At 59.2% G+C, this 24,435-nt stretch carries 17 protein-coding genes and 1 tRNA gene; 9 read left to right on the top strand and 9 right to left on the bottom strand.

The window, feature by feature from the left end:
* Nucleotides 1-101 precede the first annotated feature (101 nt).
* Both H5V44_RS06490 and H5V44_RS06485 read right to left on the bottom strand, forming a co-directional pair.
* A complete protein-coding gene (locus tag H5V44_RS06490; protein ID WP_185192299.1) occupies nucleotides 102-1,178 on the bottom strand; it encodes a phytoene/squalene synthase family protein in 1,077 nt (358 codons plus the stop codon).
* A 117-nt stretch (nucleotides 1,179-1,295) separates the two neighbouring features.
* Complete coding sequence (locus tag H5V44_RS06485; RefSeq protein WP_185192298.1) at nucleotides 1,296-1,607, bottom strand: DNA-binding protein; 312 nt, start codon at nucleotides 1,605-1,607, stop codon at nucleotides 1,296-1,298.
* 87 nt (nucleotides 1,608-1,694) lie between these two features.
* Between H5V44_RS06485 and H5V44_RS06480 the strand changes: the two genes are divergently transcribed.
* Nucleotides 1,695-1,970, top strand: a complete 276-nt coding sequence (locus H5V44_RS06480; protein WP_185192297.1) for a DUF7111 family protein — start codon at nucleotides 1,695-1,697, stop codon at nucleotides 1,968-1,970.
* A 52-nt stretch (nucleotides 1,971-2,022) separates the two neighbouring features.
* Here the strand turns inward: H5V44_RS06480 and H5V44_RS06475 are convergent, their stop codons facing one another.
* Nucleotides 2,023-2,724 (bottom strand): protein sorting system archaetidylserine synthase, encoded by a 702-nt coding sequence (locus tag H5V44_RS06475; RefSeq protein ID WP_185192296.1) that lies wholly within the window; start codon nucleotides 2,722-2,724, stop codon nucleotides 2,023-2,025.
* Between the two features lie 82 nt (nucleotides 2,725-2,806).
* Here H5V44_RS06475 and H5V44_RS06470 point away from each other — a divergent pair, with 82 nt between their 5' ends.
* Complete coding sequence (locus H5V44_RS06470) at nucleotides 2,807-3,259, top strand: plastocyanin/azurin family copper-binding protein (protein ID WP_185192295.1); 453 nt, start codon at nucleotides 2,807-2,809, stop codon at nucleotides 3,257-3,259.
* A 54-nt stretch (nucleotides 3,260-3,313) separates the two neighbouring features.
* On the opposite strand, the gene H5V44_RS06465 is transcribed toward H5V44_RS06470, so the two are convergent.
* Genes H5V44_RS06465 through H5V44_RS06450 form a run of 4 tightly spaced genes read right to left on the bottom strand, consistent with a single transcriptional unit; the run spans nucleotide 3,314 to nucleotide 5,948 of the window.
* Nucleotides 3,314-3,958: a 30S ribosomal protein S3ae gene (locus H5V44_RS06465; protein WP_185192294.1), complete on the bottom strand. Its 645-nt coding sequence runs from the start codon at nucleotides 3,956-3,958 to the stop codon at nucleotides 3,314-3,316.
* Nucleotides 3,955-4,230: a KEOPS complex subunit Pcc1 gene (locus H5V44_RS06460; RefSeq protein ID WP_185192293.1), complete on the bottom strand. Its 276-nt coding sequence runs from the start codon at nucleotides 4,228-4,230 to the stop codon at nucleotides 3,955-3,957. Before H5V44_RS06460 ends, H5V44_RS06465 begins: the two co-directional genes overlap by 4 nt.
* Nucleotides 4,231-4,276: 46 nt before the next feature.
* Entirely contained in the window at nucleotides 4,277-5,473 is a 1,197-nt protein-coding gene (locus tag H5V44_RS06455) for a hypothetical protein (RefSeq protein ID WP_185192292.1), read from the bottom strand.
* 7 nt (nucleotides 5,474-5,480) lie between these two features.
* Nucleotides 5,481-5,948, bottom strand: coding sequence for a 30S ribosomal protein S15 (locus H5V44_RS06450; protein WP_185192291.1), 468 nt, complete (start codon nucleotides 5,946-5,948; stop codon nucleotides 5,481-5,483).
* A gap of 235 nt (nucleotides 5,949-6,183) precedes the next feature.
* Between H5V44_RS06450 and H5V44_RS06445 the strand changes: the two genes are divergently transcribed.
* From H5V44_RS06445 to H5V44_RS06415, 7 genes are all read left to right on the top strand, one after another.
* Nucleotides 6,184-6,255, top strand: a tRNA-Ala gene (locus H5V44_RS06445).
* 484 nt (nucleotides 6,256-6,739) lie between these two features.
* Nucleotides 6,740-8,845, top strand: coding sequence for a DUF7845 domain-containing protein (locus H5V44_RS06440; RefSeq protein ID WP_185192290.1), 2,106 nt, complete (start codon nucleotides 6,740-6,742; stop codon nucleotides 8,843-8,845).
* Between the two features lie 654 nt (nucleotides 8,846-9,499).
* On the top strand, nucleotides 9,500-12,829 hold the full coding sequence (locus H5V44_RS06435; RefSeq protein ID WP_246403805.1) for an ATP-binding protein: 3,330 nt from the start codon (nucleotides 9,500-9,502) through the stop codon (nucleotides 12,827-12,829).
* On the top strand, nucleotides 12,826-13,440 hold the full coding sequence (locus H5V44_RS06430; RefSeq protein ID WP_185192289.1) for a DUF7680 family protein: 615 nt from the start codon (nucleotides 12,826-12,828) through the stop codon (nucleotides 13,438-13,440). Before H5V44_RS06435 ends, H5V44_RS06430 begins: the two co-directional genes overlap by 4 nt.
* Nucleotides 13,437-16,280 (top strand): DUF1156 domain-containing protein, encoded by a 2,844-nt coding sequence (locus tag H5V44_RS06425; RefSeq protein ID WP_185192288.1) that lies wholly within the window; start codon nucleotides 13,437-13,439, stop codon nucleotides 16,278-16,280. The genes H5V44_RS06430 and H5V44_RS06425 overlap by 4 nt, the downstream gene beginning before the upstream one ends.
* A gap of 5 nt (nucleotides 16,281-16,285) precedes the next feature.
* Nucleotides 16,286-17,224 (top strand): hypothetical protein, encoded by a 939-nt coding sequence (locus H5V44_RS06420; protein ID WP_185192287.1) that lies wholly within the window; start codon nucleotides 16,286-16,288, stop codon nucleotides 17,222-17,224.
* A gap of 57 nt (nucleotides 17,225-17,281) precedes the next feature.
* The gene (locus tag H5V44_RS06415) at nucleotides 17,282-21,214 is read left to right on the top strand and encodes a DEAD/DEAH box helicase (RefSeq protein ID WP_185192286.1); all 3,933 of its coding nucleotides are present in this window, start codon (nucleotides 17,282-17,284) and stop codon (nucleotides 21,212-21,214) included.
* Nucleotides 21,215-21,326: 112 nt separating this feature from the next.
* Here the strand turns inward: H5V44_RS06415 and H5V44_RS06410 are convergent, their stop codons facing one another.
* Both H5V44_RS06410 and H5V44_RS06405 read right to left on the bottom strand, forming a co-directional pair.
* A complete protein-coding gene (locus H5V44_RS06410; protein ID WP_185192285.1) occupies nucleotides 21,327-21,920 on the bottom strand; it encodes a site-specific integrase in 594 nt (197 codons plus the stop codon).
* 831 nt (nucleotides 21,921-22,751) lie between these two features.
* Nucleotides 22,752-24,194 (bottom strand): hypothetical protein, encoded by a 1,443-nt coding sequence (locus H5V44_RS06405; protein ID WP_185192284.1) that lies wholly within the window; start codon nucleotides 24,192-24,194, stop codon nucleotides 22,752-22,754.
* Nucleotides 24,195-24,435: the final 241 nt, after the last annotated feature.

The raw sequence follows: 24,435 nt of genomic DNA, 5'->3' as shown, positions 1-24,435 counted from the left end.
ACGCGACGGTTTCGCTCCGACGGATAAAAAGCCTCCCAATGCGTGCGGGGCCGAGCGCACGCGATACGGACCGGTCGGGCCGCCTCCGGCGTCGTGGCGGTTCAGTCCAGACTCGACGCCGCGCGGTGGTACGGCCCCGCCGCGATCTGCTGGCGGAGCGAGGCGAGCGACTCCCGGCTGCCGTCGTCGCGCATCTCGGTGACGACCGCGAGTACCTCCTGGCGGGAGATCTTCACGCCGGTCGACGACAGGGCGTCCTCCGGCCGGGCGAGCAGTTCCCGGAGGGTACCGACCGCGAGCAGAAACGGGATCGCCCACGCCGCGAGGGTGTTGCCGTCCCGCAGCGGGACCGCCTCCAGGTAGGTCTGGGCGTCGTCGAGGAACGACCCGGCGAACTCCGCGGTCCGGCGAACCACCGACGCCGCGCCCGACTGGTGTTCGTCGTCGAGGACCGCCTCCTGGGGAACGTCCTCGTCCGCCAGCCACTCCGCGGGGAGGTAGACGTTGTCCTCGGCAGTGTAGTCGTCGTAGACGTCCTTCGAGATGTTCACGAGTTGGAGAAGCAGGCCGAACTCCTCGGCGGTGTCGTACAGTCGGCGGCGGCGGTCGGTCGCGACGTCGTGACGCGTCACCAGGTTCGTGATCAGGTTGCCGACCGTCCCGGCGGCGTAATAACAGTACTCCTCGAGTTCGCTACGGGTCTGGATCCGGAGTCCGCCGTCGTCGTCGTACCGCTCGACGAACTCGGCCATCCCCCGGACCAGTTCCCGCGCCGGCGGGACGACCGCCCGCTGGACGTCCGCCGGGAGTCCGCGGAACGTGCCGATCACCCGAGCGCTGTCGCGGACGACCGCCCAGTCGTCGGTCATCTCCTCGTCGGCGGGCAGGTACGGTTCGACGGCCGTCACGAACGCGTCGGCGTCCGTGTCGTCGTCGGGATCGAGGACGGCGTCGTAGGTCCGGAGCAGTTCGGCCTGTTCCGCCGGGGGGATGTGGGAGGCGTCCTCGACGGTGTCGGCGATCCGGCAGACGAGATACCCGAGACAGATGTACGACGACATCGGCTCCTCGAGCACGTCCACCGTGAGCGCGAAGGTGCGGGACACCCCCTGCACCGCCTCGTGACACCACTGGAGGTCGGCCGGGTCGACGTGGGGACGGTCATCCTGCTGAGACATTCGGAGTGGGAGACCCTACGAAGGGCGGAATAAAAAGCTTCGTGGGGTGGCTCGGCGGCCGTCACCGCCCGCGCGTCCGGCGACTCCGGCGGTGAACCGCGACCCCCCGGGACCGAGTTACGACGACTCCGCGGCCGAAGGGCCCGGCGCGTCGCCGTCGACGCGCGCCGACAGCCACGCGTAGTAGGACTCCACGCCGTCGACGCCCGCCCCGGTGAGCCGGTAGACGTCGTGGATCCCGTCGGGTTCCTCCGCGACGAGTCCGCGGTCGACCAGGGCGTCGAGGCTCCCGTAGAACGCGTTCGGGTCGATCCTGGTGTCGTAGGTCGCTTCGAGTTCGGATTTCAGTTGCTGCCCGCGGATCCCGCCCGCGTCGTAGAGCAGGGCACAGATGTCGCGCCGCCGTCCGCTCTGGAGCCACTGGACCATACCGACCGAAGAACCCCGGCCGTCACACCGTTTTCGCTTCCGATCGGGAACCGACACCTTCGACTGTCCCGCACCCCAACGAAGGATATGGCGAGCGACGAGACGACGGCGAACGGGATCACCGCCCGATACCACGAGACTGAAACCGAGCGGCTGCTCTCCTTCGAGTCCGACGGCGGGACGGCCGCGATCGCACAGAACATCGAGGGCTACGCGATGCTGAAGGTTCGCCCGAGCAACGACGGCGACGAACTGGAGCGCTACTACGGCTTCGATATGGCACTGGACCACGTCGCCGAACTGCTCGGCGTGTCGCCGCACGACGTGCCGGTCCCCGACGCCGCCGCGGATATGGGGATGTGAGTCGACGCGGGAGCGGCTTGCGTCCTCTCGGCGGCCCGGGAGCGACGCTTATTCACTCCCGCTGCCAGTAGAACCGCGGACCCAAAAAGAGGTACGCAAGCGAGAGAAAGAGCAGCCCGAACGCGAACCCGCGGCCGATCGAGCCGACGAACTGCCGGCCCATCCGGCCGCCGAGGGCGATCGCCGCCGCCTGGACGACCCCCATCACCACCGCGTCCTGGGCGTGGAGGTCGGGGTAGGTGATCGGCGCGAGCATCAGCACCGCGAGCAGATAGGTCAGCGGGACCAGCACGATCGGGGCGGTGAACCCCGCGAGGACGGTCGCACCGATGATCGTCGCCGCGAGCGTGGTCTGGACGCCCTCGGTCTCGGCGGCGTCGCTGTCGTAGGCGGTGTAGAGCCCGAGTCGCGTCACCGCGGCCGCAACGAACAGCGCCGCGCCGGCGACCGCGACCGCGCTGTGAGGGGTCACGAGTCCCCACGCGTCGGCGACGGCCATCGTGACGAGCAGCGCGGGCGCGACGCCGAACGATCCGACGTCGGCCAGCGAGTCGAGGTACGGGCCGACCGCGGTGCCGCCGCGGCGGCGGGCCACCACGCCGTCGAGGGCGTCCGCGATGGCTGCGAGCAACAGGAGCCGCGCGGCGAGTCCGACATCGACGGTGGCGGCCACGGCCGCCAGAAAGCCCACCGCGGCGTTGGCAACGGTCACCGCGTCGGCGAGCCCCAGCCGACCCACGAACCGCGGCTTCATACCTCGGCCGACTCGGCGGCCGGGTTTACCTCTTTACATCCCGACCGCGCCGCATATACCGCTCGCCTCCCGAGACACAGCTATGAGAGGACACGAGTCCCCCGAGCGCGACGCTGTCTCCCGCCGGCGGGCGCTTGCGGCCATCGGGACGGCCGCGGTCGTCGGCGTCGCGGGCTGTGCGGGTGGGGGTGCAAGCGCACAGGACGACTACGACGTCGGGATGACCGCCGTCGCGTTCGATCCGGTGGAGATCACCGTCTCCGCCGGCGACACCGTCGTGTGGGCGAACACGAGCTCGCGCGGCCACACCGTCACGGCGTACGACTCGGGGATCCCCGAGGACGCGACGTTCTTCGCCAGCGGCGGGTACGACTCCACGGCGGCCGCCCGGGACGCGTACGGGTCGGAGTTGGGAGGACTGATCGAGAGCGGCGCGTCGTGGTCACACACCTTCGAGGTTCCCGGGGAGTACGAGTACTTCTGTATCCCCCACGAGGCCTCGGGGATGGTCGGGACCGTCGTCGTCGAGGAGTAACGCGGAGCTACCGCTACGGAGCGGCGTTCGCAAGGAGAAAGTCCTCGCCCGGAATCAGGCGTCGTCGACCGCGACGTCGCCCTCGTCGACGTCGACGGCGGCCGCCTCCTCGGCGGCGACCTCCTCGGGCCGCGCTTCGAGGGTGAGCTTCTGGACCTCGACCCGCCGAAGCGGGTAGATGGTCTTCGCCTCGCCGTAGATGGCCGACGAGAGCCGGCCCTCGATCACGCTGTCGACGAGTTCGTCGAACGTCCGCTCGGCGGCGGCCTCCTCGACGAGGTCGATCATCACGCGCCGGATCGCCTGCTCTTGGTTCCGGTCGGCCTTCTTCGTGGTGAAGGCGACGGGCTGGAGCTGGACGCGGTAGTCGTCCGTGGTCAGCACCGTGATCGCGACGTCGACCTTCGAGGCCCCGCGCCGTACGAGGCTGCGGACGTAGTCCCGCGCGAGTTCGTGTTTGATGAACTCGGTGTAGGCCGCGTCGCTGGACACGTCGTTCACCTTGAAGGTGAGCTTCGTGTTGTTCTCGCCCTGGTCGCCGGTGATGTCGCCGAGGGTGACCTCGACGGTTCGGCCGTAGACCTTCTCCGGCTCGTCCGCGAAGGTCGAGCCGAGTTCGGTCCGGTCGAACTGTTCCGGCGCGATCAGGTCGTACCATCGCTTGCCGTCTCGCTGCTTGGATACTGATCGTTCGCTCATATGTTGTGTGTCCGTGTCGTGTCGACGATGGCGTCGGCCACCGTCAGGTTGACCACGGTGTCGTCCACCGTGGACTGGAGCCCGCCGGTCGTCTCCCGGGAGACGGTCGTCACGAGCTGGTCGCCCTCGACGGCCATCTCCAGCGCCGCGGTGTTGTCCGGACGGAGGGCCGCCGCCACGGTCGCGGCGTCGGCGTGGGTCGTCCGGAGGCGGGCGGTCCGCGGCTCGGTCGTGGTGTCGGCTGTCGGGTCCGCGTCTGTGCTGTCGGTCATCGTGTCGGCCCCTCCGTGGCCCCCGTCGGTGTGATCCCAGCGGCGATCACGCCGACCGCCCCCTGATCGCGGCGACGAGTTCGGAGACGGGCGTATCGGGATCGATCCCCACGAGCGCCCGGGTCGGACCGCCGGTCCAGCCCGCGTCCGCGGCGGGGAACTCGGCGGCGAGGGTCGCGGCGGCGTCGGCAGCGCCCGACTCCCGCGCGGAGGTCGCGGCGACGCCGTCGCCGACGGCGACGACGAGCGGCTCCGGCGACCGGAAGTCGCGGACGAGCCGGGCGATCGTTGCGAGTCGGCCCGGCGTTCCGGATGCCTCGTCGGCGACACCGACGACGAACGCGCCGTCGTGGCGGGTCGTCGTCGCCGCATCGAGCGCGCTGTGTACCGCGCGGCCGTGTTCGCGCCACGCGTCGAGAGCGGCGTCGGCGCCGCCGTGACCGAGCGCCAGGGCGACGCCCGTCCCCGGGCGCTCCCGGGCGACCGCGGTCAACACGTCGGCGAAGCCGCCGAGCGTTGCCGCCGGTCCCTCGGGCGTCGCGTACGGCCGGAGTACCCGTTCGACGGCGTCGGCCGCCCGTGGCGTCGCGTCGTCGTCGCCGGCGACCGCGAGGGCCACGCGCGAGGCGATCGCCCGGTGGGTCTCGGCGTCGGCGTCCGTCCCGGCGTCGGGCAGCGACAGCGACGACAGCGCCGTTGCCGCGGCGTCGCGGTCGCCGGAGAGGGGCGAACGCAGGAGCGTCGAGTGCGCGAGCCCGTCGACGACGTCGTCGACGGGCACCGCTACCCCGGGCCGTCGAGCGATCGCGCCGGCCGCCTCGGCGGTCTCGACGAGTCGCCCCGCAGCCGACGCGGGTGTGGCCCCGTCGGCGACGACGCCCGCGAGCGCGAGCACCGGATCGGGGCCCGCTGCCCCGTCTTCGATCTCTGCGGCGACCCGGTACGCCCGGAGGCTGGCGGGAGTTCCCTCCGGTGCGACCGTCACGTCCGCGTTCGCGTCCGCCGAACCGACACCGACGAGCAGGTCGTCGCCGCCGGCGGGCGCGTCCGCGCCCGTCGCGTCGACGCGAACCTGGAAGGGCACGTCGACGCTCCGTAGCGCCCGGGCGAGCAGCCCCGCGGCCGCCAGCCCGTCGCCGTCCGCGCGGGCGAGGAGCCGGACGAACGACGCGCTCGACAGCGCCGTCGCGACGCTGTCGGCGGGATCGTCCGCGGCCGCGGTGGTGTCGGTTCGTGAGGCCATTCGGAGTTCAGCCTTCGAGGATGTCGACGGCGGTGTCGTACGTGTAGACGAAGTCCTCGTCGAGTTCGTCACCGCGGTAGTAGTCGACGAGCCGGCGGATCTTCGCCTCGGTGTTCTGCATCGCGCGTTTGTTCTGCATATCCTGGCCGTTCTCCTCGACGTGGCGGCGGAGCCGCACCGCCCGTTCCATCAGGTTCCGGAGGTCCTCGGGGATCTCGGGTGCCGCGTCGTTGTCCTCGAGGATCTCGGTGACCTTCTTGCCGGTCGCGGCCTTGACGTCGGGGACGGGGACGCCCTTGACGCCTTCGTCGCGCAGTTTCAGGCCGATCCCACTGGGATCGTGGCCCTGCTCGGCGAGTTCGACGACGCGCGCTTCGATGTCGTCTGGGTCGACGTCGCTCCACTCCGGGGGGTCGTCTGCCACCGGCCTGTCCGAACCGGACGAGCCACGGCGGCGGGTGTGCATTCGTGCCATCGTGTTGGGTTGGAACGGCACAGACCGCTGAAGATACGATGTGATGCTACCGACTGTTCGGCGGCATCGCACTTCCGCAATCCCAAGCCGCGAAACCGCGGCGAGTCGGACTTGCGGCCGTGCTGTTCCCACTTCATACCATCGCAGACGGCGACAAAAGGGTTGCGACCCGCGGTCGCGGGTGCCCGAGTCGAAGCGCTTAAGAACGGAACAGCAGTACGCTTCGGTGTCGTTCGGGCTCGTAGATCAGCGGTAGATCATCCCCCTGGCACGGGGAAGGCCGCGGGTTCAAATCCCGCCGAGTCCATCGGTATTCCTCCGTTGTAATCAGGGTTTCAGACCGCAAGGTACAGACCTTGATACGGACGGACTCGGGATTTTTGGGCTGAGAAATACTCCCTCAGTAGAGAGAGTTCAACAGTATTTCAAACGCGGGTCGACGCAGTCACGCGATTGGACTCAGGGAAGGAGGCGGTTACAGTGATTCCTCATTTCGAGGAGTCAGATGTCACTACTCCCATCTGTGAGTTCTGTGGCTGCGAGATCGAGTACGCCGGACAGCGCTGCGTGGCGCTCACGGAGGGAAGATGTCGACCATAGCGCGAAAGCGGACCGCGAGGGTCGGTCCCCGTTCCAAAGTTCTGACCCTCAGCGGCGAGCGCCTCGGTGTTTGTCGAGCACACCAACCAACTCCCAGATCAACACAGGAGGTGGTTGGGCGTGTCTAGTGTCTCGCCGCTGCGGTTTGAGCGTTACGCCGACGCGAGACGGAACGGGAGTCGGTGGTCGCGATGACCGACCCGGACGATTTCTTTGACCAATTCGACGGCGCTGAAGCCGTCACTGCTGATGACACGGATTCAGTTCAATCATCGGTCGAGCAATCAGAAGCTGACCGCGTCCGGGTGGAGAAAGGAACTCCCGTCCAGACACTGACACGTTCCCAGCGGCGTAGCTATCTTGCGCCCAAGTACGTTGCTCGATGTCGATTCTGTCGCTGTAAGTTCACAGATATCGACGTAGCTCAGTATCACGAGGGGCGGTGTAAGGCAGAGCCGGTCGCACAGTGTCACTACTGCGGGGAAGAGATACAACGACAGAAATCTGCGGACAAGCATATAGAATCCTGTGAGGCGTATCACAGCGCCGTACAGGAGGAAGCAGAGCAGGAGGACAATTCCGCGTCCGAAACCGAGAACGAAGATAGTGAGCACTTTTCGAGGCGCTTCATCGATCCACAGCCGCACGAGTTCCACGCATACCTCAAGTGGGACTGTGGGGATCGTGAGAATCCGCTCCGGTCGTACTTCGGACTCCGGTCGCTCCAGGGCGAGCACGAGTTCGAGGATCACGGGCGGCTGCGGACCGCCGTCGATATCGATGGAAATGAATGGAATGTCGAGTTCGGTTTCAAAGACTGCGGAATCGCGCCGCGTGATTCACCAAACTTCCAACTCGATGAGGTCCGCGAGTACCTGATCTACGTCTACCCGAGTGCATACTCATCGTGGAACGACGCTAAATCTGAAGCTCGAAAGCGCGCGTACTTCAAAATCTCACCACGGTGGCCTGATATCGAGACGAAGGAAGGAATCCGTTCGATGTCGAATCCGTACGACATCGAGGGATACGACGTTGAGGTCGAAGGTTCCAATTGGGAGTTCAAACAGTATCCCGTCGTCCTACAACAGGCGCTTGATTCGCTCGCTGACCGCCAGGGCTTCCGGTTCAACAGTCCGACGCCAATCTATCCGGAGGACTTCGCACCTGAGCACATCCACCGCTCGTCTAATATCGTCGACGCGGAGCTGTACGTTCGCGTCAAAGACGGAGAAACGGGACAGGTCATCGCGTATGATGGGTCGTTACATCGCATCTCTCTCCTGCTGGCTGGCGACCGGGAGGGCTACGCGAAATCACTCCGTGACGATCGGGAGTGTCCCGGCCACTACCATACCGCAACGATCGACTCCAGACGTGCTGCTGAACTCATCGGCAATCACGAGCTCGCGAAAGAGTTCAAGCACTACTATATGCGGAATCCCGACGCGGTCGAGGGTACCGAACTCGAAAATCCGAAGATCGGCGTCTCTTTCCAGAACTCGATCCACGACAAAACCCTCTACTGGGATGACGTGGACACACTGACGAAGGAACTCGACGAGGCACTCCTGAACGTCTTGGAGTGGTCAGATATCCCAACGAGTCCCGATAGCCAGATGTTCGTTGCTGACGACTACTTCGAGGTCACTGGTTCCCGACGTTGGCGAAAAATCCTCCCGGATCGCTTGCCGCGGATCGAATCCAAACAGGACGATCAGGTCTTCGCCACTGCGGGCCAGATGAACGGGACTGACGCAGAGCTCATTGAGAACCTCCTCACGGACGGCGGGGAGACCTCGCCGAAGGAGTTGGCCGAGTCCATCGATGTCCATCTCGATACTGTCTACCGAGCGCTGAAACGCCTGTCACCACTCGTCGACCACTCCTACGGCGAGGTCCAGATCGGGTCGAAGTACATCGCCCAAGAGCTGACCGGATACATTGATTCGGTTTCGCAGAGTATCCAGTCCGGCTGGGAGAGCGCACTCGACAGTCTCACTCGGGCAGAAGCACACGGCGGAGAGGACAATCCGTGGAATCGTTGGCTCAATCGATACGGCGCAAAGATCGACCGGAGTGATGACGCGGATCCCGACGATCTCGATGTCGGGTTCCAGCCGGCAAATCTGAAAGAGGCTCGCCGACTGCTCCGGGAAGGAGCAGTCCAGTGGTCGAAAGTAACTGACGAGCCGCTTCGTCGGTTTGCGTTCGAGTTCGCTCCGGCTGTCACGACCATCGACGGGAAGAGATACGCTCCAGAACGCTTCGCTGACGCGCTCGGGACCCCCGGCTAACGCAGCGACTTGTGAGAGGCATCACTGTCGGCGACTGATTTTAGCGGTTGTTTTTGCTTGTTTTCGGTGTGATCAGCAGCAATTCGGACAGGGATTCCCCTATCTTCTATCAGCCACGTCTGTGGAAGATCGCAAAATTCCGCAGGGGGTACCCACTTCTCCGTTAGGGGTGTGGCTAAGGAGCCACGTGATTAAACCACTGCCTCGCTTCGCTCGGCAGATGTCCAGCAGAAACAGGGGCTGGTCGGCGCGCCTGACCCGGCGCGCCTCAACACCCGCCGCTATGTTCACGCGACGGCGTGGCTTGATGCCGCGACAGAGTACTTCATACTCGTCCATAACCGTGTAAGCAGAATACTGAATCTTTGGACTGAATTAAGCGATATCTCCGGGGGACATAGTCTAAGTAAAGATTATCCCGTCTCGGTATAGCAAATAAGACATCTGGATGACTCGTAAACAAATAGGAAAAAACACGGGAAGGTCAGGGCGAATAAATTTGTCTGGACCTGAACTTGACAAGTTCGATTCGGAGGTGGGTGACCCGATCAAAATTGACATCGCTGAATCGAAAGAGATCGCTCACGCACTCATCAACAATAGCGAGCGTAGAGAGTTCATCATTGTATCCAAGCCAAGTCAGCAGGAGAAGTTATGAGTAGTTCAGACTATCCAGGTCTGTTTGAGTCTTGTACTCCCAGAGGAGATGTCCTCGATGGAACGCTACAGGAGGACCAGTTCGCAGCCAGCCTGGCGACTGTCGCTCATTCGTCCGACGACGCCGCTCCAGTCTATCGAGATGCGACGCAGTTTTTCGATATGACGTACCCAACCGACGGGCTGCGGACGCTGCTGAGTAATCTCGCGGGACGGTTCCTCTCCGGTGGTGGGCGCGATAGCGGCGGTTACTCCAGCAGTATTCTGTGTCTTGACACCCGCTTCGGTGGGGGGAAGACGCACGATCTCATCGCCTCGTACCATCTCGCGAATAACCCGACTGATATTGGGGAGCTCAGTCGCCATCTCGTAGAGGGTGAAGAAGACCTCGGTGCAGCATATCTGGATGCAGTAAATCAAGGGCTCAATGTTGACACCTCTGTCTTCGTGGGAGGTCACGTCGACGCCCGAAACGCCCGAAGTGACCGATCAGATCCGAATGCTCCAAACACGCGGACGATGTGGGGCGAAATCGCCTACCAGCTGTATGGTCTCGATGGCTACGAGTATCTGAAAGAGTACGACCAGGACAGGAACGCACCTGGCGGGAACACGCTGAAGGGCCTGTTCGAGCTTGGTGATGGGCCGGCCCTCATCCTCATTGACGAGATTGCAGCCTATCTCGAAGCGGCGTCCGCAGTTGAGGTGGGGAACGCGACCTTGGCCAGTCAGACCCTGAGCTTCGTTCTCTCACTCCTTGAGACCGCATCTGAAGTTGACGAAGTCACTGTCGTCTACAGTATAGCGGACACTGCTTTCGAGGAGGAAGCCGAGGAAGTCCGCACTCTCATTGACGAACTCAATCAGATCGGTCGTCGGCAACACAAGACTGTTACTCCGACCTCAGAGAACGAGGTAGGACAGGTTCTCCAGCACCGGCTCTTCGAGGACATCGAACGGGGCCAGGCCGAGAGGCTCGCTGAGTCGTACTTCCGGTACTACGCTGATAGCGACCGACAGTTCCCACAGGAGGCGACGGACGCCAGCTTCGTGGGCCGGCTGGAACGCGAGTATCCGTTCCATCCGACGATCATCGATACGCTCACGGAGAAGATCGATACGATTCCCAAGTTTCAGCGAACTCGGGGCGCGCTAAAACTCCTCGCACGGTCTGTCTACTACCTCTGGAACCACCAGCCCGATCACTACGATCGTCACTGGATCCGACTCTACGACCTCACGCCCGCTGACAACGCTCCTGACGGGAGCATCGGCTCAACGCTCCGGGAGACCCTCTTCGAGTTCGTCGATCTAAGTTCCGCGGTCACTGCGGACATCTTCAGCGACGATGGCACTGCGCACGCTCAGCTCGAAGACCGGAAATGGATTGAGAAAGGGATCCCGCCGCTCGGCAGTCATCTGACGACCACTGTTTTGTGGCACAGCCTCGCCTACGGGGAGCAAGCAACCGGTCTCACCCGTGCGGAGATGAACGCCGCACTCGGCCACCCTGGCATCCGCTTCGACAACTACGACTCGGCGTTGGAGGCTCTTGCTGGCGGCGATATGAACGTCGCGTGCTACTACCTCTACGACGAAGAGCGGGTCCGCTTCAAGTCCGATCCAAACCTCATCCGTATCATCGATCAGCGGGTGGATAACACACCCGACGCGCAGGCTCGTTCACGGTTCGGGGCCCGTCTGGAAAGCGAAACGGGGACTGGTGTTTTCAAGCCGGTTTCGTATCCCGAGTCACCGGCTGACCTCCCTGACAGTGCATCGGCACCTCAGCTTGCAGTGATGCATATGCACACGGCACCGGTTACGAGGAAGCTTCTCGAAGACAACTCGAACCCGGAGTCAGTCCCGGAGAAGGTCAAGTCACTCTATCAAAAGTCGGCGTCGAAACAGGGTGGCGACGTTCAAAGCCGGGTATACAAGAACTACGTCCTGTTCCTTGCTCCGGACGAGGAGCGTGTGCGCGGCGCTATCGACGAGGCACGGCAACTCGAAGCGATTGAGGCACTACTCGACGATTCACAACAGACAGCCGATCTCTCTGAAGACCAGATCGAGGATCTCCGGGAACGACAAGACAAGAAGTACGGTCTCCTCGGCGAACTCGTCCGAGGGGCTTACCGGCATCTCTACTACGTCGATCGTGACGGGCTTACGCATATCACGATCAACGCGACCGAAGCGAACGGCGGAACGTCGCTCGTCAGCGCCGTCAAGGAAACTCTCGACGACCGCCTGATTCGCGCCGACGCCGACGCGAAGGGCATTGCGTTCTTCAAACAGAAGCTGTGGCAGCAGACCCAGGATTCGATGACGACCCAGCAGCTAGTCGCACAGTTCGCAAAGAAGCCAGGACTTCCCTATCTTCTGAGTACGAAGCCGCTGCGTAAGACCGTCGCGAAGATGGTCGGCGAGGCGGGGTACACCTATTGGGACGCGGAATCTGAAACCGTCTACTGGGATGGCGATGCGGACGATCATCCCGAAAATTGGCAGAAGCGGTCGCCCTTTGCTGACTCCCCTGACGTGGAGATCTCGATACGCGATACCGACGTGAAGATCGGGAACGATTACGTCGTCTACACGGATATCGAGGCCCTGCTCGACGTACATCACGACTCCATCCGGCCGCCCGAAGCAACGGAGATCGAGTGTGCTGAGGAGGGTTGTTCAACGATGGTTGAGCCGTCTAACGATGGTCCAGCCTACTGTGAGGAGCATCAGAAACCTCCCGAAAAGGCTCGCTGTCGAAGCTGCGGGGACAGGTACGACGAAAGCGAACTGAACGCGCAAAACCTCTGTCCCGAGTGTGCCCGGCCTTCTGGCTGGGAAACCTCGACGAGCCAGATGGCGGCATCGCGGGCGTTCAACAAAGTGCGAACCGACGCGCTCTCGAAAGCGGCGTCAGACGGCTCGCCGGGAGTCTCGCAAGTCACGGTCGAAGTGATGGGCGAGGATCGGCTCTCAAAGGGCTCGTTCATCGCTCAGCAAGATGCCCTCACCGACCGATCGGACGCGGTTTCGGTCCGGATGAACTACGACGTGAAGACATCGACGGGTTCGAGCTACAGCGCGAACTACCAGGGTAGCCTCGACGACTTCTCGCGGGTGACGAACCAGCCCGACCCGTTCGGCGAGTCGCTCAACGTCACGCTGAAGTTCCGGATCGAGTTCGACGAACCCGAACCGATGACCGACGCCGAGGAAGATGTCCTCACAGCGCTACAGGCGGCTCTTGGCCAGACCAGTATTGACGTGAAAGTTCAAGCCAAAGGACCGGGCGAAGTACCCACCGAGGCAACCCAATGACGACAGGACTCGACGCAACGCGGTCCGGTACAGCGACAGAGCGTGCGTCTTCCTTCGGGAGTAGCGTCTACGGCGGACGCCCAACATTCGCGATGACGCGCCGCGAGGGCTCGAACGGGGGTGAGGTAACGCTGTACGAACTGCTCCCCGAAGAGCAGGCAGCGACCCGTCGCGATCGGCTCGAACGCCGTGGGCGTTCCCTCGTCGTCGAGTCCTTCGAGGAGGTCTTCGATGACTCGTCGGTCAAGGAGGCGGCCCACTGGGACTGGGAGGAGTGGACGGCCGTGAAGATCGCCCGTCTCGATGGTGGGCGCTTCCGTGCCCTCTCCCCGCTCCTCAAGGAGACCGTCGACGACGCGGAACGCGATGCCACGACCGTGACCTCCAGCGGCGTTGGCGACCTCTTTCTCCCGGAGACAGCCGGCGTGCGTCTGGCACTCGCGTTCCGCGGCATCAAACCGCTCCGGCGTGTCGACAGGATGCGTGCCCTCTGTCGCGGCATCGCCCGTATGGGCAACGAGGAGTGTTACTACTGGCACGCGAAATGTCGAGCACCGTCCAGCCCGAACGGCGAAAAAGCGCTGCGAACCCTGCTGACTGACCATCTATGACAGACCACAACGACGATCTGAAACCGCTCGCGATTGAGGGGAAGCTTCCGCTGAAGGCTGTCGGGATCGAGAACCTGAAAGAGGGAAATCCCAAACATATGCCGCCACACCGTTATCTTCACCCGTGGTTCGCGCGGCGGCCTACTCCTGCTTCACGGCTGGCGATCCTTGCTTCGGTTCTTCCTCAGGACGTTTCGTCAGACGAACTACTACAATGGATGCAGATCGGTCCAAAGGAACTGGATAGCGGACTATCTGAGTATGTTGAGGAAAAAAAGGCAACCGAATCAGAGCGCAATGGGACGCTTGGGGAACACTATGGATATCCACGTCCTTTTACACAGTCCCCCAGCCGCTCTGAGATAGAAGAGCTTCATTCTCTTCTTCGTGACCAGTGGGACGGTGATCTGCCGTCTATCCTTGACCCGACTGCCGGAGGTGGAGTGATTCCTTTTGAGTCACTTCGTTATGAACTTCCGACAAGCGCGAACGAACTCAATCCGGTACCATCGTTGATTCTGAAAGTCCTTCTCCAGTATGCCCCCACCGCCGGTTCTCTTGGCTCTGATCTTGATTATTGGGCCGACAAAATCAATGAGCGGGCACGCAGTAATCTCAAGGACCTCTATCCAGAATCAGAGCCTGGCCAGAGCCCAGATATATATGTCACATCATATCGCGTGGAGTGCCCACAGTGTGGCGGGGACATCCCTCTAATCCCAAAGTGGACAATAAAATCTGGGAGCGCAGTTGTCAAGCCGAATGTAGAGGATGATGGAACTGTTTCGTACCACTGCTATACTGACCTCGATCATCCCGACCTCAATAATTTTGATCCTAGCGATGGATTCGTCGATAGGGGAGGTGAAGCCGATTGTCCCCACTGTAATGTCGTCACAGAAGGAGACACAATCCGGGAGAAATTCAAGTCCGACGACTTCGAGTATGAAATATACTGCGTAAGATATATTGATAGCAATGGTAAATCGGGGTTCCGGGCACCTAGCCAGACTGACCGGGAGGCGCTTGAGCTTGCGAAAGAGCGCGTAGAGAATGATTATGAGCTCTCCACAATCCTTTCTGTTGAGCGATTCGAGGGGTACGCTGATCGAGCAGTACCCTACGGCGTTACAGAACTTAGAGACCTGTTTTCACCCCGACAATTGATATCTCACTACGAATATCTCCAGGCGTTTAATCACTACAAGCCTGAAATCCTACGTAAACATAACAAACAGGAGGCAGAGGCAATCCTCTCTGTTCTTTCTCTTGCGTGTAGTAAGTTTATTGACCGAAACGCTCGGCTTGCGGACTGGGACACCAGTAAGGGCTACCCAAATCCCGTATTTAAAGGGAATATCTTAGTATTCACTCGGGTGTTTTGCGACAACAACCCGCTGCTGGGTACGATGGATTTCAACTCTCTGTATGAGAAAGTCCGTGATTCGTATGAAGAACTCGTTTCATATCTTCCAGAAGGCAGTCAGCCGGCGACCATTACCAACAAAGACGCCGCCAGCTTGAGGACCGACCGCGAGATTCAGGCGGCGATCGTTGATCCCCCATACTATAGCAGCATTATGTATTCAGAACTTGCTGATGTCTTCTATGGTTGGCTAAAAATGTATCTCGGAGATATACACCCAGACCTATTCTCGGACGGTCTGACGAATAAAGAGAATGAGGCAGTAGCTAATCCGGAAAGATTCGATAGCGTCTCCAGTAGCTCTAAGTCGAAAAAAGAACTCGCTAATGAATTCTATGAGAATAAGATGAGCGAGATATTCTCAAATTTTTATAACCAGTTGTCATCGGGCGGCGTGATGACGGTTATGTTCACACATAAAGAGACCGACGCGTGGGATACTTTAGCTAAATCGCTCATCAATTCCGGCTTTGTTATCACTTCTACCCATCCGATTACAAGCGAGATGCCCCAGAGAGCGAATATGAGAAGTAGCGCATCTGCAGACTCGACTCTCCTGCTAACAGGCCGCAAACCCCACGAGGAACGCGATCCGGAGAACGCGGTTCCCACCCTCTGGAGCGACGTCGAAGCCGACACCCGGGAAGCCGCGAAGGAGGCTGCCCGTGACCTCCTTGAATCCGGCATTTCCCTGACCAAGACCGACGTCATCATCTCGGCGTTCGGCCCGACGCTTCGGGTCTTCGCCGACGCCTACCCCGTCGTCGACGATCAAGACGAAGAGGTCCCGCCACGGAAGGCGCTCGAAACAGCGCGGGAGGCCGTGACCCAGATACTCGTCGACGAGTATCTGGAGGGGATGGATGTCGACATTTTGGACGATGTTACCGAGTGGTACATCCTCTGCTGGCTCGTCCACGAGTCCGAGACGTTCGCCTACGACGACGGCCGCCAACTCGGGCTGGGCATCGGCGTCGACATCGACGAGATCAAGCGCTCGACGAAGACCTGGCGTAAGAGCCGCGGCGACATCAGCCTCCGCGGGCACGACGGTCGCGTCCAGAACATCAACGAAAAGCCCGAAGACCGGTCCAGTCGCCTACCTATTGACCCCGGCGACCTCTCGTTCCCGCGTTCCCTCGACGCCGTCCACGCCGCGATGCACCTCTATCATAAGCGGGGCGAACCTGAGACCATCGAGTGGCTTCGGGAACGCAACTTCGACTCGGATAGCCAGTTCAAAGCGACGCTGAAGGCACTTCTCCAGGTGCTGCCGCACAACCACGAGGACTGGGAACTCGCTCGGGACCTTGCCGTCGGTCGGACGAGCGACGTGCTGGATCTGGACTTCAGTCCGAGTGTCTTCGCAGAAGGTGGTGACGATACGACACAGAGCACCCTCGGAGAACATTAGGCAAGATGCGAGCGTTCGGCGACCTTACTGCGGTTCACCTTGCTCTCTGGGAGCAGGGTGACAAGTCGTCAACGAGGCTTCGGGTTCCCCTGCCCAATGATCAATGGCACGCCGCGATTATCGATCTCTGCTGGCAGCGGTTCCAGTATTGCCTACAGGTGTATAACTCAGCCAACTCCATATACGAGGACGATCTTGAACGCCGCCAGTCATACGATGGACGAGTCATTAACGGGCTACCTGTCCGGCTCAGTTGGGGTATTGGACAGGTCGCGGATTTGCTCAGGACATTTGGGTCGACATTCGAGGTGTTCAGCGCGTCGATAGATACGTACCGAGAGAAAGCGACGTTCGGGAACGAAACTGGCTACGAACACCTGTCGCGCCGGTGGCTTCGGCATTCACGAGACCTTCGAGGTCGGATTGAGTTCGCGCTTCAGACATCTATGTGGGTCCAGTGGATTAGTGAAAGTCTTGAGCAAGCAAATGAGATAGCGACCCATCTTCACGACGACGAATCTCACTACCTCCAGCAGTACGGGTTGGAGATGTTCAGTTACATCGCTCACCCGCCGTTGCTAGTGGCTGTCCTGACCAGTGCTGCGATGGTCGAAGAAGTGGGAGCAGTCACAGTGAAAGAACTCGATACAGGAATCAATCCAGAATTGGACGACACCCGACTTGAGGAAGTTATCGGCTGGCTTCGGGATGGGCACCTTGCCCCAGAGAATATCGATTTAGATCTCCTGGACGACACACTGCGAGATGCACGGAACGAACTCTCGCACTCGATGACGGCACGAGGCACGACAGTTACTATCGACTCTTTCGAAACCTACGTCGAAGCCGTCCATATGGCAATGGGATTGGGGCTGAGCCTCGCTGCCGAACTTGCTACCGATGTGCTGACAGACTTGGACGAGCTACCTCTTACTCCGCAGTAGCTGGGCGACTAGAGTGATTAAGTAGCATCAGACTGAGATAGTCAAACAAACTCACCGATGGCAGATCTTCAGACCTACTCTTGGGACTCGATTTACGAGAGCCAGCCTTCGACAGGTGGTTCTCATCTTGTTGACGAGTTCTACGTCCCAGCTCTCGAACGAAGCGTTCGCTACGACCGAGTGGCAGGCTACTTCTCTAGTAGTGCTCTCGCCGTTGCTGCCCGCGGCGTCCACGCACTCGTGGAAAACGATGGGAAGATGCGACTTATCGTCGGTGCAGAGCTGTACGAGACCGATCGCCCCGTTCTCGAAGCCCTCTCTGACGAACTAAGCGAGGGTCTCGATGAACTTGACGACGACCGGCTTGATGCCCAACTCCAACTCCTCGCACAACTTCTTCGAGAGGACCGCCTCGCGATCAAGGTCGCTGTACCTCGGCAAGGAAACTGGGGTATTTTCCACCCAAAAGTCGGGATTTTTCACGACGATCAAGGAAACTCGCTGTCGTTCGAAGGGAGCGTCAACGAAACAGCAGGCGGTTGGGAGCGCAACTATGAGCGTTTCAAAGTCCATCGCGAGTGGCGTGATGGACAGTACGAATACGTTGAGGGCGATGTCGATACCTTCGACCGCCTCTGGAAAGATAATCACCCCTATGTCGAAGTCTACGACCTGCCAGAAGCTATCGAAGAGGAAATTATCGACTGGAAAGCCCCTGATTCCGATACTGAAGTCGAGACTGCCCTCCAGATCGCCCGTGGGGAAGCCCCCCCGACCGAGCGTGACAAAGCAAACATCATCGCGGACGGCCCACTCGCCCCCGGTGGCCTCGCACTCGCCGAGGAAGGCAGCACGATCACTCCGTGGCCCCACCAGCGCGTTGTCTCGGACACGCTGGTCAACACCTACCCGAACAGCTTCCTGCTCTGCGACGAGGTCGGACTCGGAAAGACGATCGAGGCCGGGCTCACCCTTTCCCGACTTGGGCTGACGGAGGAACTCGAAACGGGCCTCCTCCTCGTTCCGGCGAGTCTCACCATCCAGTGGCAGGAGGAACTCTGGGAGAAGTTCAATATCAACGCCTATCGGTTCGACCGGGGAAGCAATTACGAGTACGTCTTCCACGATGCCTTCGGTCGGGAGCACCCGCCGCCGGCGGCCGCTGACCTCGATCTTGGTGACGCTGAAGCGGACGACGCGTGGATCGAGAGTCCGATCTGGCGTTTCATCCGGTCACAGCAGGCGGATGCCGACGTGTCCGGTCCAACGATCATCATTATGTCGTGGCACACCGCTCGTCTCGACGACCGCTGGGACCAGGTCGCCCCCGAAGACACCGGCACGGCTCGAACTCGTGACGACGTTCCGGCGAGTTGCCGCGGACGGGATATCCAGAACCGAGAAGGCGTTTGGGATGCCGTCATCGTCGACGAGGCGCACAACGCTAGGGCAGGGAGCAAGTTCTACACGCTACTTGAACGGCTCCGTGAGCACACACAGACCTACTATCTGCTCACAGCGACGCCGATGCAACTACACTCCGGCGAGCTGTACGACCTGATGACACTGCTCGATCTCCCCGGCGAGTGGGACAATCGAGATCGGTTCGTCGAATTCTTCGAGGCCCGACAGGCATTATCCCAGGCACTTCGAGAGGAACTTGACGGTGGGGCAGAAGGGAGCACAGAAGCTTCTTGGTCCGCACAGGCGACACTAGAAGATCAGCAATACCAAGACCGGCTCTCCTCGGAACGAACGCTCTCCAGTCGCATCTTCGACGCCGTATCGGTCTCCCTCGATGTCGATAATGACGAACAGGCTCGTGCTATCGCGAAGCAGCGCATCCTCGAGGCGTGTACTCTCGCTTCGGAATACGGGGAACAGTACGACGGCTACATCGATCGGTTCGACTCGGCGGTTGACGAACACGACGTCGACCCGTTCGAGGCCAAAGAAGACGAGAAGCTGAAGTACCTCCTCTACCCCGAGTGGAAAGCCGAAGAAGAGTGGCTCACCTACTCGCGCGGTGATCGGCTCACAGCGCTCGATGACCTCACCGAATCCGGCTGGCGGGTCGTCCGAGATATCCTTGCGGAGTCGACCCCTGTGGATGCACTGATTCACCGCAATACTCGAGACACGCTTCGCAAGTACGAACAGGTCGGCCTGCTCGACACGACTGTTCCAACACGAGACCCCAAGCAGCGCCAGATCGAACTTACTGACGAGACTCGCGCAGTATACGACCGTATTGATGAATATACACGGAAGTTCTACAAACTCGCCCAGCAGTCAACCGAGGCCGAGACCCGTGCCATCGGGTTCGTAATGACAACGTATCGGCAGCGCCTGACCAGTAGCGTCTACGCGATCTCTCAAAGTCTCCAGAATCGTCTCGAAACGCTTCGGCAGCAGCAGACCATTCTTGAGAGGAAACAGCGGGCATCTAACGGTCAGTACGGCGAGTCCGGTCGATTCATCCGAGAAACTCTTTCGGAGTACGATTTGGAAGACTTCGATGCGCTCGACGAGGTCGATGACGATCTCAAAGATGCGGATCTCGCCGAGGTCATCCCCAGCGTCACCGAGGAAGGTATCGAACTGCTGGAGGAGGAGATCGAGGCACTCGAATCGTTCGTAAGCGAATTAACGCGGATCGAGAGCGACCCGAAGATCGGGCAGTTGATCGACGACTTGGACGAGCTCGACCGTCAGGGCCACAATCGGATTATTATATTTACTCAGTACACGGATACAATGGATTTCATTCGTGATCGGCTTGTGTCGGTCCACGGGTCTACGGTTGCGACATACTCTGGTCGCGGAGGCGAGTTGTACAATCTCGACGACGAATCCTGGACGACCGTCGGCAAGGAACGAGTCAAGCGCGAATTCGCGGCAGACGATGGGGGAGTGGACATACTCGTCTGTACGGACTCTGCGAGTGAGGGACTGAATCTCCAGGAGTGTGGCACTCTCATCAACTACGACTTACCGTGGAATCCGATGCGGGTCGAACAACGTATCGGGCGTATCGACCGTATCGGACAGCGATACGACGAGGTTACGATCCTCAATTACAGCTACGAGGACACGGTCGAGACCGACATCTACGAGCGGCTGGACGCACGGATCGGCCTCTTCGAAGACGTGGTTGGCGATATGCAGCCGATTCTCTCTGGAGTCAGCAGCCAGATTCGTTCCGCGACGCTGGAGACGGAACGGGATGAAAGCCGAGATGCCGTTGAGCGAGCCGATAAGGAGTTCTCTGACCGGGTCGAGAAGCAGGAAGAGAGCGATAGAGTTGATGTCGGTGAATCGCTGGACGAAATCGAGGAGCCGCCCGCGCAAGATGTCATTGACGAAGCGAAGCTTGATGCCTGGGAGTCGTTCAATCATCCGGATATCCTTGATGTCGGTGCTGATGAATACAACACAAGAAAGCCGTTCACTGTGAAATCTCTTGAGTCAGTCCTGGCGAGGAGCGAAGCGCTCGTAGACGCCGGAATCCAAGTCACGAGTGTCGACGAACTCGGGATCGATGTGACCGACACCGAATACGGAGATGGCTTCGACTTCGGAGAATGTACATACCGACTAGAAATCAGCGACATAGAATCTATCCCAGAGTTAGACACAGAGGGGACGCTTGCCTCCGTGATTGCTCCGGATGAAAAGGAGGTTGCAGTGACGTTCTCGGACGAATGTGCGGAGGAGTTCTCATCACTCCACTATCTGGCACCCGGGAATCCTCTACTCCAACACCTCATTGAGACTTGGAAGAGAAATTCGGATGAATCTGAGCGACTGATTAACTACTCCGAATCTATTAATCAGTCCTCTCATCCTCTCGTTTGTGCTTGGGGTAGAGATGACACCATCAACGTGCTTTCAGACGATGGTACAGTAACAGACGATCATCCTGTGAGCAGTCTATCCGAGTGGCGCGATGACTTCGTAGTAAATCGGGAACAGTATAGCACAGATTGAATCTATAGAATTTAGATAGCAAAGATCTAAAACGTGTTGCTAGACGAATGAAGCTACTGTAGAGACCGCGAAGGATTCCAATGGCTCTGAATATAGGACCCCAGCAGACCTGCTATGTCCGCATAGCCTCTCCGATACATGCCTCGGTTGGCTCTGCAAGGTAAGGCTCGATAGCAGAGTAATCCGACCAACCACCGATACTCATCATCGTCCGAACATCGACTTGCCGCTCGACGAGGTGGTACGTTGCCCAAGACCTTCGAAGATCGTGCGAGGATACCGATTCCCACCGTGCTGCGTCTGCGTCCGTTGTAACCCTCTGAGCAGCTTCTTTCACCCATCGGCGGACCGAGGGCGTACTCGCGTCGATCCACGGATCTGACGGCGCGAGATCACGCTCTCGGCTGAATTTGTGGATGTCATCGGCGACATCGTCAGGCATCCACGCGTCTCGGATCTTTTTCGAGCCGCCTTTCGTATTCTTTCCACGGACCTCGAAGAGCCACAAATCTCCCTTCTCAGAATATCGCAGTTTCTCATCGCTTGGATAATTCACTTCGGAGGCCCGGAGACCACACCGTCCCATCAGTTGTAGCGCGACCTCCCGTTCCCAGCCGTCCTCTCCGGCTGCTCTCTCCAATCGGCCGAGTTCTTCAGGTGAAAGCCAGCACTTCGTTACGTCACCGCTGTCGTCGATGCGAACCATAATCGGATATCCAGGTGAATCCGTCTAGTTCTTTCGACTGTGAGGGCCAATTCAGGGGATGATTTGCGGATATCGACCGCTCCGTAATCGGGTTATTTCATAACCCGACTATTGAACTTCGAGGAGAGCTGTCTTAGACTGTCGGATCCTCGTATCGCGGTCAGTAGTAGTAAGCGTGGCGGCGGTCGTTCGTCCGCGATTTCCGGCTCTGCCTCGGCGTCTTCGTTGAGGGGGCCTTCCAGCGCCAACCGGAGCGAGTGGGCGCGTTCGATCTCCAGGGCAACCGTCTCCTCATCGGCCTCGGTCGCGAAGATGTCCGGGAGCTCGGCGTAGTGGTGGCGCCGGACGGTGTGGGCGGGGTCGTGTCGTCGGTCATTCTCCTGCGGCGTCCCGGTCGACGCACGCCAGGATTGAGCCCTATGCGGTCGCGGTCGCGGCCTCCAGGTCGGAGACAAGCTCGCCGGCGGCGTCGGTCTCGTACATCACGCTCGCTGTGATGTTCTTCGGTCATACGCCGTAGCCCAACCACACCTCGCAGGGGTTTGCTACAGTCCGGTAGCTCTCCCAGATACCGGCCCGGTGGGACAGCGACACCGTCTCACGAGTGAAACTTAGTAGCCACACTATGCCAGACTAATTATACCCATCAGCAATCGTGTGAGTCTCGGTGATAGTCCGTTTCAATCCTGACGCTGATCTTCGGCTCGTTGCGACCTCTCCGACGTACATTGATGTCAGGGAGACCAGATCAAAGAATAATGTCGAACTTCCTTGATTTCTACTTGATCAGCCCTTGAATTTGTCATTTTCATAATATTTCATAATGTATGTTCACACTACATACTGGCACACTAATTCGGCGGGGGTGGACAGTGATATCCAAATATAACCTGATCCAACTCGCAGCTCGTTTTTTACTTTTCCAGGAGTGATTGAACCAATCTGTCTGTCTGCTTCTTCGGTCGTAATCTCGGATACGCTAACCAAGTTTCTCGCTTTCTCAGACTTCACCGGGAGTCGATTAGCTACGTACTCGTCCGTCGAATATTCGATTTCATCGTCGAAATCACAGTGCCGTTGTCTTGCGATTTTTCCTGCAGTATCATATACGACGTTAATTATTTCAATTATACTCTCATCATCAATCCACGCTGTTGTCCCAGTAGCGATTGCTTCAACTGTGGTGGTTTCTGCGTACGAGATCGCCAGTGAGTGTTTTTGTACATCGTATGCTCCTGCGAGAATCAGGCTCGGAGGAACTGGTATCCGATCGGGAAGAGATTTAGTGGCTGACTCTCCCGTATCGAATTCTCCTTCGAGAAATTCATAATTAATAGAGCTGATAGAATTTTCTTCATCATACTGTTCTAATTCTTCGTCGTTCGTGATATACACATCATATATGTCAAATTCTCCGGGAGTGTACCAAGTTGCTCCACTATTTTTTTCGCAGTCGTCCGGTGTGAGGGTAAACAGATTTGCGAGCAACGATTCAATAAGAGGGTCTGCCAAGTCTGATGGAACTAAGTTGCTGTATCTCGTTCCTTTGGTGAAACTAAGTCGGACCTTCTCCCGGAGATGGGGAAGATCTGCCCCAAAGGCCCCACAAAGAAGCTGAAGAGAATTATTGAGTTCCTCAGGCGAATTTATCGCGTCAATCGTTTCAAGTGACTCAAGTTTTGGTGAGAGATCAAGGACCGAATCTGCCCGTGACGTTATCGCTCCAGTATCCATCGCTTCCGAAATCGCATCAAAATCAAGTAGTTGCTCCGCCAATTCACGGTTTAGATACACTTTGATTTCTCTTATGAGCTCATACTCTGGGTCGAAGCTATTCCAGAAGTCAAGTATCACTTTGGTGTATCGACTCGGTGCGAACGACTCCTGAGGCCTATTCAATGGAATCAAGGCGTTTTTTGTACTGTACGCCGCGTGCTCTCCGCCACGGAGGTCAAAGTCTGGAATCGTTGAATACGATGCCATCACCATTGCGGCGCCGACTAAACGAGAAAACGAAATATCAAATGAGTTTGCAATTCGGAAGTACCGACCGTTCTTTTTTACACGTAGAAGATCCTCCTCAACCGATTCAACAGTGTATATATCAGCAAGCGACTGTTTCGTCCGCAGCGGTTCAGATCCATACATAGCCTTGATTGGATCACGGTAGACTTCGGAGGTGGATTCTTCGAGCAAAAAGGACAGTAAACTAACTGATCCCAGAGACTCATCTGCTCCGGTAGTTGGACTAATACCGTAATATTCGTCTTTCATATATCATAAGGCACTCTGAGGCCTTATGAACGTTTCTAATATAGACAAAAATGGCTTTAAAGACGCTCATAGTCGATTTTATTATACAAACAGCGATATTCCAAGATTTTAAATGTACTGGGAAATGATGCAGTGATAGACAGCAAAGGATGATGGCAAAACCGACTACCGGGGATGGCACAGGAGCTCTTCCGTCGGACGCTTTAATAACAGGAGCCTGTATGAGCACCAGTCATCCACG

It is taken from the genome of Halobellus ruber (assembly GCF_014212355.1).
GTDB classification, from domain to species: Archaea; Halobacteriota; Halobacteria; order Halobacteriales; family Haloferacaceae; genus Haloquadratum; species Haloquadratum rubrum.
This window is presented reverse-complemented; position numbering and strand designations above follow the sequence as displayed.

Bases quoted from the DNA above. Each gene is read 5' to 3' on its own strand.
- H5V44_RS06440 (WP_185192290.1), top strand. From the start codon at position 6,740: ATGACCGACCCGGACGATTTCTTTGACCAATTCGACGGCGCTGAAGCC.
- H5V44_RS06480 (WP_185192297.1), top strand. From the start codon at position 1,695: ATGGCGAGCGACGAGACGACGGCGAACGGGATCACCGCCCGATACCAC.
- H5V44_RS06450 (WP_185192291.1), bottom strand. From the start codon at position 5,948: ATGGCACGAATGCACACCCGCCGCCGTGGCTCGTCCGGTTCGGACAGG.
- H5V44_RS06455 (WP_185192292.1), bottom strand. From the start codon at position 5,473: ATGGCCTCACGAACCGACACCACCGCGGCCGCGGACGATCCCGCCGAC.
- H5V44_RS06490 (WP_185192299.1), bottom strand. From the start codon at position 1,178: ATGTCTCAGCAGGATGACCGTCCCCACGTCGACCCGGCCGACCTCCAG.
- H5V44_RS06405 (WP_185192284.1), bottom strand. From the start codon at position 24,194: ATGAAAGACGAATATTACGGTATTAGTCCAACTACCGGAGCAGATGAG.
- H5V44_RS06415 (WP_185192286.1), top strand. From the start codon at position 17,282: ATGGCAGATCTTCAGACCTACTCTTGGGACTCGATTTACGAGAGCCAG.
- H5V44_RS06430 (WP_185192289.1), top strand. From the start codon at position 12,826: ATGACGACAGGACTCGACGCAACGCGGTCCGGTACAGCGACAGAGCGT.
- H5V44_RS06435 (WP_246403805.1), top strand. From the start codon at position 9,500: ATGAGTAGTTCAGACTATCCAGGTCTGTTTGAGTCTTGTACTCCCAGA.
- H5V44_RS06460 (WP_185192293.1), bottom strand. From the start codon at position 4,230: ATGACCGACAGCACAGACGCGGACCCGACAGCCGACACCACGACCGAG.
- H5V44_RS06425 (WP_185192288.1), top strand. From the start codon at position 13,437: ATGACAGACCACAACGACGATCTGAAACCGCTCGCGATTGAGGGGAAG.
- H5V44_RS06475 (WP_185192296.1), bottom strand. From the start codon at position 2,724: ATGAAGCCGCGGTTCGTGGGTCGGCTGGGGCTCGCCGACGCGGTGACC.
- H5V44_RS06420 (WP_185192287.1), top strand. From the start codon at position 16,286: ATGCGAGCGTTCGGCGACCTTACTGCGGTTCACCTTGCTCTCTGGGAG.
- H5V44_RS06470 (WP_185192295.1), top strand. From the start codon at position 2,807: ATGAGAGGACACGAGTCCCCCGAGCGCGACGCTGTCTCCCGCCGGCGG.
- H5V44_RS06465 (WP_185192294.1), bottom strand. From the start codon at position 3,958: ATGAGCGAACGATCAGTATCCAAGCAGCGAGACGGCAAGCGATGGTAC.
- H5V44_RS06485 (WP_185192298.1), bottom strand. From the start codon at position 1,607: ATGGTCCAGTGGCTCCAGAGCGGACGGCGGCGCGACATCTGTGCCCTG.
- H5V44_RS06410 (WP_185192285.1), bottom strand. From the start codon at position 21,920: ATGGTTCGCATCGACGACAGCGGTGACGTAACGAAGTGCTGGCTTTCA.